Source organism: Streptomyces sp. NPDC059861 (genome assembly GCF_042731435.1).
Taxonomy (GTDB): domain Bacteria; phylum Actinomycetota; class Actinomycetes; order Streptomycetales; family Streptomycetaceae; genus Streptomyces.
This window is the reverse complement of the sequence record NZ_JBHWJQ010000028.1, coordinates 42898-59629: the sequence shown is the minus strand read 5'-3', so window position 1 is coordinate 59629 and position 16732 is coordinate 42898. Positions and strand designations below refer to the sequence as shown.

The window sequence follows — 16732 nt, the reverse complement described above, 5'->3', positions numbered from 1 at the left end:
TGTGGAAGACTCGATGAGAACGCCGTGGGAACAGAGCGGAGTTGCGAACCATGGGACGTCCGCAGAAGGAGATCGTCCGGGACGGGTCACCGGTGCGGGAGTTCGCGTACTGGTTGCGCGACCTGCGCAGCACCGCGGACCTCACCCTCGAACAGCTGGCGGTCCGCACCAAGTACGGCAGAACCACCGTCAGCGACGCGCTGGCCGGCCGGCAGCACCCCACCCGCGCGGTCGCCCTGGCCGTCGTCGGCGCCTGCGGGGGTGACGTCCGCCAGTGGGCCGAGTACTGGGCGCAGGTGCGCCGGGCGCTCGACCCCGACTCCCCGGACGGCACGGCCGGCATCACGCCACCCCCGTGGGACACCCCGGCGGACCGGGCGCACGGCGTGCACGCCGAGCAGTGCCCGGCCGGCTGCACCCGCACCGATCCGCACGGCTGGTACACCGAGTCCGTGCAGACCCGGCTGCGGCTGGACACCACGACGCCCGAGGCGGTCGAACGCCGCGTCGTCGTCGCCACCTGCGACGAGCTGGCCCACATCCCGGTCGCGGTCAGCGTGCCCCGGCGCCCCGGCGACACCACGCCCGGACACGGGCTGGAGATGTCCGTCGTACGCGGGGGGCGGCTGGAGCCGGGCGACCGCCGCTACGAGAGCTACTTCGAACGCCGTCTGGTGCTTCCGGCAACGCTGGCCGCCGGGCATCGGCACGTCTACGAACTGCGGCTGCGGATACCCCCGGCGCAGCCCATGGCGCCGCACTTCGTGCATGTGCCGCTGACCCGCAGCGAGAACTTCCGGCTGGAGGTCCACTTCGACCCGGCGCGACTGCCGCGGGCGGTCTGGCAGCTGGCCGGCGTGCCGCCCTCGGTGATCTACCAGCAGACTCCGGGCACGCCCGCGCTGCGCCCGGACGGGCGGTGCGCGGTGGCCGTGGAGTTCACCTCGATGCGGGTCGGGTACGGCTACGGCCTGAGCTGGCAGGACGCCCGCCCCGGGCCCGGCTCGCGACCGGGTGCCTGACTCCGGCCCGTCCGGTCAGGCGCGGCCGGGGTGTCAGCGCTCCGGCGGCCCGGTCGGTGCCGGCGGGTGGGGCGGCTGCCCGTGGAGCGCGGCCCGGACGGGCTCGGCGTCGGGATGGTGGAGGTCGTCGAACAGGGCCAGAGCCTCCTCGCGGAGCCGGCGGGCGACCTGGTGGCGGCCCAGCGCCGCGTGGGCGCCGGCGAGATGGTCCAGGGCGTGGGCCTCCCGGTAGCGGTCACCGAGCTCCCGGTCGAGCGCCAGGGAGACCTCGTAGTGCCCGATGGCGGTGGTGTGCCGCCCCAGCCCCTGCTCGGCCCGGCCCATGCCGATCAGGATGCCCGCCTGGCCGTCCAGATGGCCGAGCCGGGTGTACAGCTCCAGCGCACGGCGGCAGTGCTCCAGAGCCACGGTGTGCTCGCCGAGCCGTTCACGCTGCTGGGCGACCGCGGTGAGGCCGTCCGCCGGCGCCATCGGGTCGCCGGAGCGCTCGGCCATCGCCAGCGCCAGCCGGGCGTGCGGCAGGGCACGCCGCGGGTCGCCGCGGGAGGCGTACACCCGCACCAGCGACAGCCGCGCCTCCCGGATCCCCTCGTGGTCCCGCCGCTCCCGGCAGGCGCGCAGGGCCTCGTGGAGCAGGTCGAGCGCTTCGGAGCCGCGGTGCAGCCGGGAGAGCGCGTCGGCCAGTCGGCGGGTCGCGTTGGTCCACGCGGCGCGGTCGCCGGCCCCGGCGGCGGCGTCGCGGGCCAGCGCGTGCACCGCGGCGCGCTGGGCGCGGCGCCCCGAGCGCCGCAGATGGACCGCGCAGGCCTGGGCCAGCCGCCAGGCGTACGGCTCCAGGCCGGGGGTGGCGGCGGCCCGGGCGATCAGCGACTGCACCGCGGACAGCTCCGACTCGAACCAGCGGGTCGCCTCGGTGTGGTCGCCGATCGCCGGCCGCCCCGCGGCGGGCGGCGGGGCGTCGGGGAGCGGGCGCCAGGGTTCCAGGTGGTGGTCGGCCAGCAGGGCGGTGTCGAGGTAGTGGCGCAGCAGCCGTTCGGTGCCGTCCCGGCGCTCCTGCGGCGGTGCGGAGTCGAGGAGTTCGCCCGCGTAGAGACGCAGCAGGTCGTGCAGGACGTACCGGCCGGGCGTGTGCCGTCGGACCAGGTGGGCGGCGGTGAGCGTGTCGAGGAGGGCGGTGGGCGGGTCCGGGGTGCCGACGAGCGCGGCGCAGGCCGCCACGTCGGTCTCGGGCCCGGGGTGGCAGCCGAGCAGCCGGAAGAGCCGGGCGGCGGGGTCCGGCAGCAGCGCGTACGAGCCCCGGAACACCGTGCGCAGATCGACGTCCGCGTCCTGCGCGCCGAACAGGTCCAACGGCGAGCGGGAGCCGCTCAGTTCGGCGATCAGGACGCCGATCGAGCCCTCGGGGGCGGTGGCCGTCCGGGCCGCGGCGACGCTGAGGGCGAGCGGCAGCCGGGCGCACAGGTCGACCAGTTCGTCCGCCGCGCGCGGTTCCCGCGCCAGCCGCTCACCGCCCATCTGCCGTTCCAGCAGGGCGCGGGCGGCGTACCGGGGCAGCACGTCGAGGGCGATCCGCAGCGCCCCCTCCCGTACGACGAGTCCGTCGAGGCGGTTGCGGCTCGTGACGACGGCGACGGAGCCGGGCTCGCTGGGCAGCAGGGGCCGTACCTGGTCGGTGGAGCGGGCGTTGTCCAGCAGCAGGAGGACCCGCCGGCCGGCCAGCACGGTGCGCAGCAGGGCGGAGGCGACGGCTGGGTCGGCCGGAACGGCTGCCGGGGTCACCCCGAGGGCCTGGAGGAAACCGTGCAGGGCCTCGGCCGGTTCCATCGTCGATTCGTGCCCGAATCCGCGCAGGTCCACGTGGAGTTGGCCGTCGGGGAAGCGGCCGCGGACGCGGTGCGCCCAGTGCAGGGCGAGGGCCGTCTTGCCGACGCCGCCGGTTCCCTCCACGACGGCGACGAGGGCGGGGGCCGGGTCGGGGACGGGGTCGTCAGCCGGGTCGGGCAGCAGTCCGTCCAGGCGCGCGAGTTCGGCGTCACGGCCGACGAAACTCGGGTGCTTCAGGGGTAGTTGCCGGGGCCTCGGAAAGGCCCCGGTCCGGGGTGCCGTCGTCCGGGACGCGGTGAGGCGCAGCCGCCGGAGGGCCTCGGCCTCGTCCCGCAGTGTGCCGAGCCGGCCGGCCTCGGGGCCGGTGACGCCCAGGGCACCGAGCAGGGCGTCGAACACGCCGGTTCCGGGGAGCGTGGTCCCGTTCAGGTAGGCGTAGAGGCTGCTGGCGGAGACATTGAGGCGTTTGGCCAGCTCACCCCGGTCGAGCGTGCTGCCCAGCCGCTTCTCGGCCCGTACGACGGCACGGGTCAGTTCGGCGGCCAGCTGCCGGCCGAGGGCTCTGGCGTCGTCGGTGGGTGACGCGGGCAATTCGTCGAGCACCGTTCCCTCCGCGGGCCGTTCAGGGGTCCGCGCTGCGCGGCTCCAGTCGTTTCCAGTGTGTTCCAGGACGGCGGGTGACGGGCGCGGTCCGCGTGTTCCGCTGCGGCTGACACCCGGTGGAACACCGGCCGCCGGGACGGCCCGCGGGAGGACGACAGCCGTGCAGACCCACTGAGCCACCGCCGCGCACCCGGCCCCGGCGTCCGCAGGGGGGACGCCGGGGCCGGATCGTATGCGGTCAGGCCCGTTCCCCGGCGCAGTCCAGCACGGTGGCGGCCGCCTTCACCCAGGTCACCCGGGTGGCCATCTCGCTCCGCAGTTCGGCGGCCCGTCCGAAGGCCGCCTTCAGGTCCCACATGACGGCGCTGATGGCGGTCTGCCAGCGTCTGACGTCCGCCTCCTCGCCCCGGCCGTCCACGTCGACCACGGCCCGGTCCGCGACCGGCAGCCCCTGCTCGCGCAGCAGCATGCCCAGCCCGCTCCGGCCGCTCACCAGCACCGGTACGCCCGCCGCGATGGCCTCGAGACCGGCCAGGCCGAACGCCTCGGCCCGCGAGGGCATGAGGACCAGGCCGGCCCGTGCCACGTCGTTCTCGATCCGCCAGGGGTCGGCGGAGTAGGGGTAGAGGGTCACGTCGACGGCGGAGTTGGCGATCCACTCGGTCACCCGGTCCACCGACTTCTCGTGGTCGAGCCCGGGCACTCCGCGCAGCAGCAGTTCCCAGGTGCCGGGTGCCGCCCGGTCCGGCGCCGCCTGTCCGAGCGCCCGGCAGGCGATGTCCAGGCCCTTGAGCAGGTCGTCCTGGAGCCTGCCCATCAGCAGGATCTGCGGGATGTCGTCCGGGTCGGGGGGCAGGACCGCCTCCCGGCCGTCGAACCCCGGGTCGATCCGCAGGGGCGGGGCGATGTCCCGGTACCGCGTGCCGCGCCGGTGGCGTCTGAGGTACGACGCGAGTCTCGGGCCGACCGGCATCGGACGCAGTGCGCCCCGGCACAGTTCGAGCTCCAGCTCCGTACGGTCCTGGGCACGGACGCCGGGACTTCCCTCGGCATGGGGTTTGCTGGCCTCGGCCCGGTCGGGTTCGACGTGCAGGAAGTGCAGGCGCGCGGCGCCCGGGAAATGGTCCTCGGCCTGCTGCCGGGCCGCGGGTCCGGTGACCCTGCCGTGCCCGAGGACGAGGTCGGGCTCGAACCCGTCGGCGAACACCGGCCGCCGCAGCAGCGCCGCGTGCCCACCCAGCCCCGGCCGGGCGGCGTCGATCAACCGAACGCCATTGGCCAGCGCGTCCTCCCGCTCCTCCGGGGTGGCGGTGACGACCATGACGCGGACATCCGCACCGGCAGTGGCGAGCGCGACGCACAGGGCGCGGTTGAAGGTGGTCACGCCGCCATGGGCGGGGAACCACTCGTCGGCGACGGCCAGCACCCGCACGGGCCGTCGGCCGAACGCCCGCAGGACGCTCGCCTGCGGCGCGTCGACGGGAGGAACCTCGACCAGCGGTGCCTCGCCCAGGGAACCCCCGGCCAGCTGATGGATCGTCAACGCGTCATCGAGGTTGCCCAGAAACCAGGAGACGAACTGCCGGTCGGCCACCAGCGGGGCCGTGTCGTCGAGCAGGATCCCCGTGCCCCGCCCGGAAGCCTCGAGAGCCTGCCGGGCGTTGTCCCAGCTGCCGCTCACCGAGTGTCGAAGAAGGCGCAGTTCGGTGGTGGGGTCGGTCAGCACCCGGTGTGACGCGTCGGAGTACGGCGGGCGGACGACCACGCACGGCCCGTCACCTCCCGCGGCCCGGCCCTCGATGACGCGCCGGTGGACCGACCACTGGTGACGGACGGCGGTCGTGTGCAGGAGATACCGGACGAACGGCGGCATCTCGGGAGCCCCACCGTCGGACCAGGCCCAAGCGCCGAGCCGGGGATCACCGCTGCGCCCGAGCAGCCGCAGCAACCGCCCGGCCCGCGTCTCGTCCCCGCCCTCCGGCTCCAGCAGGTCCAGCGCACCCGGCGTGTCCGCGGGCAGCTCCCCCAACTCCAGTGTCACCGCGCCCAGATGAACCGGCCCGAGCTCACCGACGATCGCCTCCGTCCGGCGACGCAGCGCCGCCCAGTCACGGTCCGGCCCGGCGCCGAGCAGGATCGACAGATTGAGGATCTCGTGGTGCCGGCGCAGGATCGCCTGGTCGACCCGGTTCCGGGACTGCACGGCCGCCACCGGCACCGACCCGTGCGCGGCCGCGACCGGCAGAACGCGGGGCACCTGAACGGGTATCGCCCCGGGCAACGGGGTCCCCGCCTCCTGCGACACCCGGAACCGCTCCCACATGGCACGCAACGAGCCCACACCGACCTGGGCGCGCGGGTCGTCCAACGGGACGAAGACGTGAACGGCGACTTCCTGCTTCTCCACCACTGCCTCGACCACGTACCGGCACACCCCCGCCTCGACCCGGCACAACCTGACACCACTTGAGCAAGTCAGTGCAGTCTAGGGGCGATTCACCCGGTATCGACGTACCCGAGCCGAGCCTCGGCGACGGGACACGCCCGCGCCTCTCCGGCTCGGGCCGGAACAGGCCGCCACCCGCTCACCCGGCGAGGTCCGCCCCGCCCGGCCCGCTCACCGGTCCATGCCCGTATCGGTGCCACGCGCCCCGCTACGCCTCTGCCCGCTCCCGCGGCGCGGCCGCCGTCGGGGACATCGCGGCAGGGGCGGTGAACAGCGCACGGACGGCGGCGCGGACCTGGACGGCGACCACCTCGGGGGTGGACGTGTCGAGCTTGCCGTCGAGGTGCAGGAACGCCAGACCGTGGACCAGGGCCCACACCGTGGTGGACAGTGCATCCGGATCGGCACCGGGGAAGGCGGCGCGGACGATGCCGCGGACGTATTCCGAGATGGCGGCGGTCGCGCTGACCCGTTCCTCGCTGTTCGGATCACAGGGCTCCGCGAACATCACCCGGAACAGCGCCGGGCGCTCCAGCGCGAAACGGACGTAGGCGACGGCGACCGCCGCTAGCTCGTCAGGAGTCGTGGGCGAGGGATGCGCCGCGGCCAGATGCTCCGCGAGTTCGCGGTAGCCCTGCGCGGCGACCGCGGAGACCAACGCGTCGCGGTCCGCGTAGTGACGGTAAGGGGCCGTCGGCGACACGCCGGCTCGCCGCGCCACCGCCCGCAGGGACAGTCCGGCACTTCCGTCCTCCTCCAGCAGTTCCCGCGCGGCGCGCAGACAGGCGGCGCGCAGATCGCCGTGGTGATACGTGCCGCCCGCTTGCGACATAGGTCACGCTCCCTGATGTTTACGTCGCTTACATCTCTGCCCTAATGTGAACGCTGCATACATTGTAAGCGATCGAGATCGAGAGGGGAACTCGGATGACCAGCGAGCTGTTCTCGCCATTGTCCCTGCGCTCCGGGCAAGTGCTGAACAACCGGATCGCCAAGGCGGCCATGGAGGAGAACATGGCCGGCGACGGCCAGCTCCCGGACAAGGAGTTGTTCGGGCTCTACCGGCACTGGGCCGCCGGCGGCGCCGGACTGCTGATCACCGGCAACGTCATGGTCCACGCCGAGGCACTGACAGGTCCCGCCGGCGTGGTGCTCGACGCCGCCGCGCCGCTGGAGCCGTTCATCGAGTGGGCCGAAGCCGGCAAGTCCGGCGGCGGGGCGATCTGGATGCAGATCAACCACCCCGGCCGCCAGATCGGATCCGACATGCCCGGCGTCGTGTGGGGTCCGTCCGCGGTCGCCGTCGACCTGGGCAAGCACAGCAGCCGTTTCGGCCGCCCCGTCGCCATGACGCCCGAGCAGATCCAGGCCACCGTGACCCGGTACGCGGTCACCGCCCAGCGCGCCGAACAGGCGGGCTTCGACGGTGTGGAGGTCCACGCCGCACACGGCTACCTGCTGTCGCAGTTCCTGTCCCCCCTGGTCAACAAGCGCACCGACCAGTGGGGCGGACCACTGGAGAACCGGGCGCGGATGCTGCTGGACGTCGTCCGCGCGGTCCGCGCCGCCGTCTCCCCGTCCTTCGCGGTCGCGGTGAAGCTCAACTCCGCCGACTTCCAGCGCGGCGGCTTCGACGCCGACGACGCGCGCCAGGTGATCGCGATGCTCGCACCGCTCGGCGTCGACCTGGTCGAACTGTCCGGCGGCAGCTACGAGAGCCCGGCGATGTCGGGCCGCCCCGCCGACGCGCGCACCCAGGTCCGCGAGGCGTACTTCCTCGATCTGGCGAAGGACCTGGTCAAGGCCAGCCCGCTGCCGCTGATGCTCACAGGCGGCATCACCCGACGCGCAACGGGCGAGAAGGTCCTCGACAGCGGTGTGGCTCTCATCGGTATGGGCACGGCCCTCGCCGTCACCCCGGACCTGCCCGCCCGCTGGCGCCTCGGACGCGAGGCCGACGACCAGCTCCGGCCGGTGACCTGGACCGACAAGGCCCTCGCCTCTGCCGCCGGCATGGCGCAGGTCCGCCACCAGATGCGCCGCATCGCTCGCGGAAGCCGCCCGACGCCCGACACCCACCCGGCGTTGGCCCTTCTCTCCGAGCGGCGCAGGCAGCGACGGGCCCTGCGCCGCTACCGCGCCTGGCTGACCACGTCACAGGGCACCGCGTAACCCTGCCACCGGAAGGGCCCCGGATGCGCGTCGCCTGCCGCGACCGTCCGGGGCCCTTCCGGTCTGTCGCCGCGCTGCCGGTCGCAGAGTCCTGCCGGGCCGGGCCGGTGCCGGCAGTCGTCCCCCTCCGGGACTCGTACGAGGTGTCGAGGCACGGCGGTGTCGTACGAGGCGCCCGACCGGGTGGCCGCGCGGAGGGGTTTGCGACGACGGGCGTGCGTGCGAACGGCCCGTCCCCTGACAGCCGTTGACGGCGCGGCTCGTGGGAACCGCGCCGTCCGGTCTTCGGCGTTTCAGCGAACGCCGGCCGCCTTGAGGACCTTCAGTGCGCCGGTCAGGAGACCGGCCCAGGTTCCCGGCGAGACACCGGCCGGCGGGGTGAACCCCTGGATGCGCTGATGGGCCACCGTCTGGGCCTCGGTGTACTTGAGGATGCCGTCGGCTCCGTGTCGACGGCCAAGTCCCGAGTCGCCCATGCCGCCCATCGGGGCGTCGATGCTTCCCCACGCGGCGGCGAAGGCCTCGTTCACGTTGACGGTGCCGGCGTGCACACGGGCGGCGACGGCCCGGCCCCGGGCCCCGTCGCCGGACCAGACGCTGGCGTTGAGGCCGTACGGAGTCGAGTTGGCCCGGGCGATCGCCTCGTCGACGCCGCGGTAGGAGTAGATCGAGACGACGGGACCGAAGGTCTCCTGCTCGCACAGCGTCATGTCAGGAGTGACGTCGGTGAGGATGGTCGGCTCGTAGAACAGCGGTCCGAGGTCAGGTCGCGCCTTCCCGCCGGCGAGCACGGTCGCTCCCTTGGCGACGGCGTCGTCGACGTGCGCGGTGACGGTCCCCAGCTGAGCGGGGGTGGTGAGGCTGCCGACGTCGATGCTGTAGTCGTAGGCGGCGCCGATCCTGAGCCGCTTGGTGCGGGCGACGAACGCGTCGACGAACCGTTCACGGATCGACTCGGCCACGTACAGCCGCTCGATGGAGACGCAGAGCTGGCCGGCCGAGGGGAAGCACGCGGCGACGGCACCGTCGGCGGCCTTCTCGATGTCCGCGTCGTCCAGAACGATCATGGCGTTCTTGCCGCCGAGTTCGAGGGACGCGCCGACGAGGCGCCGGCCGGCGTCGCTCGCGATCTTGCGTCCGCTGACGGTGGAGCCGGTGAACATCACGTAGTCGGCGTTGTCCATCAGCGCCCCGCCGAGGGAACTGCCCCGCCCGACCACCATCTGCCACACTCCGGCCGGCAGACCGGCCTCGCGCATCAGGTCCAGGGACCACAGGGCGGTGAGCGCGGTCTGGGTGTCGGGCTTCTGGACCACGGCGTTGCCCGCCATGAGTGCCGCGACGGCGTCGCCGGCGGCCATGCTCAGGGGGTAGTTCCACGGGGAGATGACCGTGACCACGCCCTTGGGGTGACGGAGTTCCGTGGTGTGGGTCAGCACCGGGACCGCACCGCGGCGCCGCTTGGGCTTCAGGTACTTGGCGGCGTTGCGCGCGTAGTACCGGGAGGTGATCGCGATGTCGACCACCTCGAGGAAGGCGTCGCGGCGGGTCTTGCCGTTCTCGGCCTGCATCAGGTCCAGCGCCTCGTCCTGACGGGAGAGAACCAGGTCGTGGAAGCGCAGCAGGATGCTCTTCCGCCGGCTCAGCGGGGTGGCGGCCCAGGCCTTCTGGGCGATGCGAGCGCGTGCGAACGCGTCCTCGACGTCGCCCGGCGTGGAGACCGGCAGGTCGGCCAACGGGGCACCGGTGTACGGGGCGTCGGTGGTGACCCGGGCGGCGTCAGGTGCCGCGACGACGCTCGTGGCCAGCCGCTCGATCAGGGCCGGTGTGAGGGAGTCCGGCGGTACGGAACCGGGGGTGGCATGTGCGCGAAGGGGGGCGTGACGGGTGGCCATGGCAGGGCTCCTCGCTACCGGCTCTGGACCGAGGTCGGGACCGGCATGTGCAGGGCGAGCTGACCTTCGGTGACGACGTCGAACTGAATCGTCCGGATCGGGTTGAGGGACCGCAGGTCCTCGGCCATGCGCCCCTCCCCCACCTGGAGCGCGAGCCGGCGGGCCATCAGCTCCGTGCCGGCCGAGAGCAGGTTGGTCTGGCTCAGGGTCGAGTGCCACGCATCGCCGATCGACGTGTACGAGGTGAGTGTCGAGACCCGCCTGCCGCTCGGGTAGGCGGTCTGGGTGGGTGTGGGCGCGGAGAGTGCCAGGTCGGTGCCGCCGGCGTCGTTGGCCACACGTGCGGTCGTCCGGTGGGCGTCGATGTCGACATCGAGGTCGGTGACCCACTTGGGGAACCCGTACCCGTCGTGGCCGCGCACCTGGGCGATCTCCGTGCTCACCGGCAGGGACAGCACGTAGGAGTCGAGGTGCTCGTTCTTCAGGGCGGCGACGAGGTCGAAGAACCCGAGCTTGCCGTGCCGTGCCGGCTTCACGGCGATCCCGACGGCCGCCTCGGTGTAGAAGTCGATGTCGCACACGTCGTAGCGGAAGAACATCACCGAGATCAGCCCGAGCCCTGGCGCGACCTCCAGCGGCGCCAGCTCCCCGGGCAGCCGGGAACGGATCGCGCGGGAGCGGGCGAGCATCGTGATCCGGGCGGTCGAGATGCGGTAGTAGAAGTTCGGGGTGAGCGTGGCACCGATCGGTGAGTCGACCTTGGTCTTGGGCAGACGCCGGAAGAAGTCCACGCCGCTGACCCGGGGATCACGGCTGACTTCGTCCAGATCGGTGTCCATCCGGTAGCGGTCGTACAGACCGCCCTTGGGCACCGTGACCGTACGGCCACCCAGATCGACCTTGACTGTTTCCTGCTGGAGTGAGGGCATCGACGCGGCTCCCGGCTCGCATGTTGGCGGTGATTACATGAACCTAGCCGTCACATGTAAGCACCGTCAACAATTCGGCCCACCCAATGTTGACACTGCATGCATTGCGATCGACCTTCAAGGCGGATCGCTGCTCGACCCCCTCACCGGTTCCACCGCCGACAGGAGGACGACTGATCCATCGAGGCCGAAAACCAGCAGGTCAGGCGCCCTTTGTGACCGGCTGCAGGATGGCGACGCACTCCACATGTGTCCAGCAGCTGACCGGTGTGCCCGTTGTGCGCGCTCCGGCAGAGCTCCGAGGGAACGGGGCACCGACCATGCAACCGCCCGCGTCGCCGAGACGAACGGTCGCCACCGCGCCGAAGCCGGCCTGGCCCAACGGACCCCCCCGGCTGTGCCAACGCTGCTGCGGACCGGAGCTGAAGCCCTTGAGCCATGTGACAGGTCACTCCCATGCGACCTCCGCGTAGATCTCCGTCCATGGTGCTCCATGGCCCGCACGCCCCGCCCAGGACGCCGTGCTGCGCAGGGCCGGCATGAGCGCCGGCGGCGTGTCCGGATCGCGCATCAACGCGTACAGCTCCGGTGCGATGTCTCCGAGACTCTGACCCGCGATCTCCACCAGCTGCTTGGCGAATGGAATGTCGCGGATGGCGAGGTCAAGGATGGTCTCGGTCAGCCGTTCCCGGTCCTCGAGGCTGACCACGCGGAGGTAGCGGCGCCAGTCGTTGGCGAGAGCCTCGCGCCACTGGCCCTTGCCCGAGGGATGCACACGGTTGGCGAAGTCGATGACGCGGTCCAGCAGTCCCCGGGCCTGCCGGTGATGGCCCTCAGCGGCCAGACGGCGGCAGAGGTGAGGCAGATGCTCGAACCGGCGGCGCCACGCGTGCACGGCGATCTCCTGATCTTTCGGTGGGAGAAAGAGGGGGAGCTCCGCGAAGACCAAAGACTCCAGGACGCCGAGGAGTTCGTCCACGGGTCGGGCCCTGAGATCGTCGAAGTGGGCGTGCAGGGCGATCCGCAGCAGGTACGCCTCGTTGGCGGCCAGCATGAACTGCCGGGCGTGGTGGTCGTACCGCGGGCCCGCCGTTGCCCGGATCTCCCGTCCCCTCTCCTGCATGGCCTCCAGGACCGGGAGCAGCTTGCCGAACGGGTCCTGCCTGTGCCAGTGCGCGGCGTGCCGGTGCAGCTGTTCGCCGACGCTGCTCAGGACACCCCGTTGGACCTCCCCGTTGCGAGTGGCGGTCAGCAGCTCGACCGTCTCCTCGACGGTGACCGGGAGCAGACCGCCCTGGGTGGTCGCCAGCGTCTGCAGTTTGACGCCGGTGGCCTTGAGGCCGGTGGGCGAGTCCCGGAGGATCTCGGCGATCGCGAGCAGGGTCTCCCGGTGGCCCGGATCGTCCAGGACGACGGTCATCATGTCGGGGCCCAGGTTGGCCAGCCGTTTCAGGCCGCTGAGGTCTCCGCTGCGGGTGGCGTCCTCCTGGAGCCGGGCGAGGAGCGGGCCGGGGTGGTCCGCGGCACGGCGGCCCATCGCCTCCCGCAGTCGTACGGCCTGGGCGCCGGTCGCGGGCGGGTCCATGCTGATGTGCTGGTCCAGGGCGCGCTCGGCGAGGCGGTGGCCTCCGGCCGCGGCGGCCACCGTGAGGGAGACGGGCCACGGGTCGCTCAGCCACCGCCGGAGCGTCGCGTCGCGGCAGCGGTCCGGGTCGCGCGGCGTCGGCAGGCAGGCGGCCACGGTCGCCGCGGGCAGGGGCGCTTTGTTCGCGTCGAGGGCCTTCACGATGACACCCGTGGCCCCGCGTGCGGCGTCCAGGTCCTCCGTCGGAGACAGCCGGCGTCGGCACCAGTCGCGGGCTGCGCGGACGCCTGAGTCGCCGGGCTCCTGGGAGAGGAGGGGTGCCAGCAGGTACTTGGCGACGGGCTCGGCGGATTCGGGTGAGACGGCGGCGTCGGAGAGGCGGTCCAGGCAGCGCTGGACCACTCTGGGGGACCCGGTGGCGAGCACCTCGGCCAGGGCACGCAGCCGCAGGGCGCCGGAAGGGGCCGGAGGACCGGCCTTCAGTCCTTCGGCGAAGGTGCCGACGGCGTCCACGATCTCCGCGGCGCCGGCCACCCGCAGTGTGGTCGCCCACGCGGGGGCCGCCGCATCGATGATCTTGTCGAGATCCGCCTGCCATGCCTTATGCAGTCCGTCGAGGAGTTCGGGCAGCCTCGCCGCGTGATCGGCGTAGCGACCGGGAGACCGGGCGGCGAGGTGGGCCAGCGCGAGCAGGGTGTGCAGCAGAACGGCCTTGTTGCGGAAGGTGGCCGCCGCGTTCAGCAGCCTGGTCACGCCGGTCGCGCACTTCTCCGGTGCCGCGGTGTGCAGACCGAGGAGGAAGAGGGTCAGATCCCGGCCGAAGGGCAGACAGTTCAGGTTCTCCCGCTCCGTGAAGTCGAGCAGGCCGAGGCCGGAGAGGAACCGCGCGACCGGTTCAGGCTGCTGGTGCGCGAGATGGGTGACGGCGATCAACACCCGGCGGCGTTCCTGGCTGTCCTGCTGGTCCCAGATGGCGCGCAGGGTGCGCGGCCAGGCCGCCGGTGCCGGGTTGCTGGTGCCGGTGAGCACCGTCATGTAGGACGCGGTCTGCCACGGGTCGGCGTCCCGCAGGGTTTCCACGGCCAGACTCACCGCGTCCTCCGGCGGATGGCGCAGACCGGCGTGGATGCGCAGGGCGGTGAGGCGGGTCGCCGCGTGGTCGTGCCGCATCAGCGTGTCCAGCGCGGGGTACCAGCCGACGGCGCCCTCTCGGTCCGCGATGTGGAAGGCGTGCCGGGCGGCCTCGGCGAGGAGGAGGTCGTCCGGGTGCTCGGTGACCCGGCCGGCCGTCGCGGCGAGCCCGCACCTGGCGGAGCGCAGTGCCTGCCCGGCCGCGTGCTCGGCGAACGCCTGGTGGTGGAAGGCGACCCGGCCGCCCTCGATCTTGCGCAGCACGCCCCTGTTCAGCAGCACGGCCACGGCCTTGTCGGCGTCCTGATGTCGCTTGAGCGCCGTGTGGGTGACGAGGGCGGTCCGCGCGTCCGCGCCGTGCAGTTCCGGCCTGCCCGCGCGCAGCATCGCCAGCCCCAGGACCCGTACTTCCTGCGACAGGTCCCGCCGGGCCTGCTCGTCAGCCGGTTCGTCGTCGAAGACGGCGTGGCGGACGTCCTCGATCACGCGCTTGCCCCAGTACTCGCGGAAGAGGTCGGCGACGTCGAGGTCCTTGTCGCGTGGACCGGCGGGGGCATAAACGTCGAACAGCATGCGCAGGGACAGCGGATGGCGGATCAGTTGTCCGAGCGGCAGCCCGCGGGCCGCCGCGTACACGAGCGTCGACCGCATCCGCTGCGCCAGCGGCTCCGCCGGGCCCGTCCCGCCGGGGTCGCTGCCCTGGCGGGGGCTCGGCCGTCCGGGGTCGCGGCAGAAGACGCGCAGGTGGGATTCCACGGCATGGTCGAGTTCGGAGCCCGGCTCCCACGGGGCGCCGACGTGCTGCGTGGCGCCCGCCGCGGCGCGGCCGTCGTCGTAGCCCTCCAGGTGGTCCTTGCTGAGCAGTGTCTCGATGCCCGCCCGTTCGCGGTCCTCCAGTCTGCGTGCCTCCGCCGACCGGCAGGCGACGGCGACGGTGACGCCCAGCGCGCGGGCCTCCTGGACCAGCCTCACCAGCAGGTCCTCTCCCGCTCGCGTGGCGTCGTGGAGCAGCAGATCCGCGGTGTCCAGGAGCAGGGCGACGGGGCCGGTCCCCTGCGGTGCACGCACACCCGACGGCCTTCCGTCACGGGCCGAGGACTTCCCGCCGCGTCCCGGCGGCCGCCCGTCGAGGCCGGTCAACTTCGCCTCCAGGGCTGTCAGCAGTTCCTGGAGCCGTAGATCCGCCGGGTGGTCCGGAGTGCCGAGCAGGGCGGACGCGGAGACGGCCACGACCGTCCACCCCACCGCGCGCAGCTCCTCACGCACCCCCCACAGCACGCAGCTCTTGCCGGTGCCCGGCTCGCCGAGCACGGCGTTGCCCTGCGGGCCGCGGTTGACGACCTGGTTCCTCAAGCCCTGGGTGAGCACCTTCTGCGCGCGGCGTGTGACGTACACGTCGCGCAGGCTGACGGCGGCCCGGTCGGGGTCGTCCAGCAGGGGTACGACGGCCTCCCAGGCGCTGACCGTCCGCCGGTCGACCCGGTCGACCTTGCGGAGGGCGACGCGTGTCGTCTCGTGCCCGTCGTGGGGAGGGGCCGTGGCAGGTACGGAAGCGGCTGTGACCCGGGCGGGGCGTGCCCTGACCGGGCCGCGGCCGGCCGGGACCGGGAGGGCGCGTGGCGAGGAGGGCGCGCGGTGATTCTTCTCCTCCAGGTCCGCGGCCACGAGCATCCTGCCCAACTCGTCCTCGTCCGCGTACGGCGACGCACACGTGGCCGGGTCGCAGCCGGCCTTGGAGCGCACGGTCCCGAACCATGTGAGGTTCCACAAGTGGCCCTTGCGCCACGCCGTCACGGAGGACGGGACGACACCGAGCCAGTCCGCGACCGTTCCGTTCAGCGGCTGGCATCCGGTCTCGGGGTCGCCGTGCTCGGCTGCCCAGTGCGCCAGGGCCCGCCACAGCCAGGCGGTGTGCGGACGCGTGGACGGGCTGTGAACGTCCACCACTGACGCCCAGTCGAATCTCTGGCCCCTTCCGGGCAGCAGCGGCCGCGCGTTCACCGTTTTCTTCACCACGTCCCCCGGCGTTCCCCGCTGAAGAATTCCCCACATCCTGCCAGGTCGTGGCGGTCGTGAGGGCGTTTCGCCGGATGCGGCGGCGCCGGGCGGGCGAAGAAATCCGGTGCCGCGGTCCGCTGTCGGGGCCGGTCGCCGACCGGCCTCTCTCCAGCGCCGGTTGAGGCCCGAGCCGGGGAGAGTCCTCGTAGCGACAGGGAGCCGGACATGGCCCTCGACACGATGCTCGACCTGCTGCACGCACTGCCCCACCTCTACGGACCGACCGGCGCCGTGACCGCCGCGCTCATGCTCGCGCGGACCACGGTGCGGCACGCCTCGCTGATCTGGCTGACGCGCGGCGCCACGCCCCAGGAGCGGGCACTGATCCTTGCCTCGATGCACCGTGTGCCCCGGTCGTCGTGGCGGGACCGCTGCCGGCGCCTGGCACAGCGGCTGCTGCGCCGCCGCTGAGTTGGGCGAGGGGACCGCAGGCCAGGCTCCCGGACGGCGGCACCGAGCCGCTCCTCGCCGTCCGGGCCAGTGGCCTGGCGGAGGATTCTCTGCCGGGCCGTGGGCGACGATCACAAAAGGAGACCCTGTTCGCCGATCTCGCGCAGGGCAGGGCCCAGCAGTTCCCGGAAGATGTGCACGACACCCATGTCTGTGCCGACCGGCGTGTCTTCGTTGGGCACGCCCACCGCGAGCAGGGACTCCGTTGTCGAGGCGGCGCCGGAAGGCCGATGCGGCACCATGGCCAGCGAGGTACCGAAGCCGTCGCTGATCTCAGGTTCGCTGGCGACGCCCGTCGTGTTCTGCGCTATTCCATCCGTCGGTTGCGGATACCCGGAGAGAACCGTGCCCTGACAGAACTCCTCGGCCGCAACGCCACTTCCGAGCCCGGTTGTGGCGCCGTACAGGAGATGGACGCTGCCTCCGTCCTTGACCGGGCCGATGTCCTCGTACGGAATGCCCACCACCAGATCGCTGCACCCGTCGAGGTTGGCGTCGTAGACCGCGAGCGAGAACCCGAACTGGTCACCCGGCTCCGGCTCGTCCGGCACAGACGCGAGCGCCTGCGTCAGCTCCAAGGTGCCCCTCCCCGCCGCCGTACACAACGTGGACCGAGC

10 protein-coding genes are annotated in these 16732 nt (G+C 72.8%); 3 read left to right on the top strand and 7 right to left on the bottom strand.

Translation table 11 applies throughout. From position 1 onward, the window contains the following. The first annotated feature begins 50 nt into the window (after window positions 1–50). The gene (locus ACFV6X_RS23645; RefSeq protein ID WP_385386468.1) at window positions 51–1022 is read left to right on the top strand and encodes a helix-turn-helix domain-containing protein; all 972 of its coding nucleotides are present in this window, start codon (window positions 51–53) and stop codon (window positions 1020–1022) included. Between the two features lie 33 nt (window positions 1023–1055). Here ACFV6X_RS23645 and ACFV6X_RS23640 read toward each other — a convergent pair whose 3' ends face one another. From ACFV6X_RS23640 to ACFV6X_RS23630, 3 genes are all read right to left on the bottom strand, one after another. Beyond that, window positions 1056–3449, bottom strand: coding sequence for an ATP-binding protein (locus tag ACFV6X_RS23640; protein ID WP_385386467.1), 2394 nt, complete (start codon window positions 3447–3449; stop codon window positions 1056–1058). Between the two features lie 238 nt (window positions 3450–3687). Beyond that, window positions 3688–5871, bottom strand: a complete 2184-nt coding sequence (locus ACFV6X_RS23635) for a CATRA conflict system CASPASE/TPR repeat-associated protein (protein WP_385386465.1) — start codon at window positions 5869–5871, stop codon at window positions 3688–3690. 232 nt (window positions 5872–6103) lie between these two features. Continuing rightward, the gene (locus tag ACFV6X_RS23630; protein ID WP_385386463.1) at window positions 6104–6727 is read right to left on the bottom strand and encodes a TetR/AcrR family transcriptional regulator; all 624 of its coding nucleotides are present in this window, start codon (window positions 6725–6727) and stop codon (window positions 6104–6106) included. Window positions 6728–6822: 95 nt separating this feature from the next. Between ACFV6X_RS23630 and ACFV6X_RS23625 the strand changes: the two genes are divergently transcribed. After that, on the top strand, window positions 6823–8067 hold the full coding sequence (locus ACFV6X_RS23625; protein ID WP_385386461.1) for an NADH:flavin oxidoreductase/NADH oxidase family protein: 1245 nt from the start codon (window positions 6823–6825) through the stop codon (window positions 8065–8067). A gap of 293 nt (window positions 8068–8360) precedes the next feature. Here the strand turns inward: ACFV6X_RS23625 and ACFV6X_RS23620 are convergent, their stop codons facing one another. From ACFV6X_RS23620 to ACFV6X_RS23610, 3 genes are all read right to left on the bottom strand, one after another. Further along, the gene (locus tag ACFV6X_RS23620; RefSeq protein WP_385386459.1) at window positions 8361–9962 is read right to left on the bottom strand and encodes a succinic semialdehyde dehydrogenase; all 1602 of its coding nucleotides are present in this window, start codon (window positions 9960–9962) and stop codon (window positions 8361–8363) included. 14 nt (window positions 9963–9976) lie between these two features. After that, window positions 9977–10891, bottom strand: a complete 915-nt coding sequence (locus ACFV6X_RS23615; RefSeq protein ID WP_385386458.1) for an acetoacetate decarboxylase family protein — start codon at window positions 10889–10891, stop codon at window positions 9977–9979. Window positions 10892–11339: 448 nt separating this feature from the next. Next, the gene (locus tag ACFV6X_RS23610) at window positions 11340–15554 is read right to left on the bottom strand and encodes a hypothetical protein (RefSeq protein WP_385386456.1); all 4215 of its coding nucleotides are present in this window, start codon (window positions 15552–15554) and stop codon (window positions 11340–11342) included. Between the two features lie 276 nt (window positions 15555–15830). Between ACFV6X_RS23610 and ACFV6X_RS23605 the strand changes: the two genes are divergently transcribed. Next, window positions 15831–16076, top strand: coding sequence for a hypothetical protein (locus ACFV6X_RS23605; protein WP_385386454.1), 246 nt, complete (start codon window positions 15831–15833; stop codon window positions 16074–16076). A 110-nt stretch (window positions 16077–16186) separates the two neighbouring features. Here ACFV6X_RS23605 and ACFV6X_RS23600 read toward each other — a convergent pair whose 3' ends face one another. Further along, entirely contained in the window at window positions 16187–16693 is a 507-nt protein-coding gene (locus tag ACFV6X_RS23600) for an FG-GAP repeat protein (protein ID WP_385386452.1), read from the bottom strand. Window positions 16694–16732 lie beyond the last annotated feature (39 nt).

Excerpts from the sequence above, each read along its gene's own strand:
- ACFV6X_RS23605 (WP_385386454.1), top strand. The coding sequence starts at position 15,831 with ATGGCCCTCGACACGATGCTCGACCTGCTGCACGCACTGCCCCACCTC.
- ACFV6X_RS23630 (WP_385386463.1), bottom strand. The coding sequence starts at position 6,727 with ATGTCGCAAGCGGGCGGCACGTATCACCACGGCGATCTGCGCGCCGCC.
- ACFV6X_RS23645 (WP_385386468.1), top strand. The coding sequence starts at position 51 with ATGGGACGTCCGCAGAAGGAGATCGTCCGGGACGGGTCACCGGTGCGG.
- ACFV6X_RS23625 (WP_385386461.1), top strand. The coding sequence starts at position 6,823 with ATGACCAGCGAGCTGTTCTCGCCATTGTCCCTGCGCTCCGGGCAAGTG.
- ACFV6X_RS23615 (WP_385386458.1), bottom strand. The coding sequence starts at position 10,891 with ATGCCCTCACTCCAGCAGGAAACAGTCAAGGTCGATCTGGGTGGCCGT.
- ACFV6X_RS23620 (WP_385386459.1), bottom strand. The coding sequence starts at position 9,962 with ATGGCCACCCGTCACGCCCCCCTTCGCGCACATGCCACCCCCGGTTCC.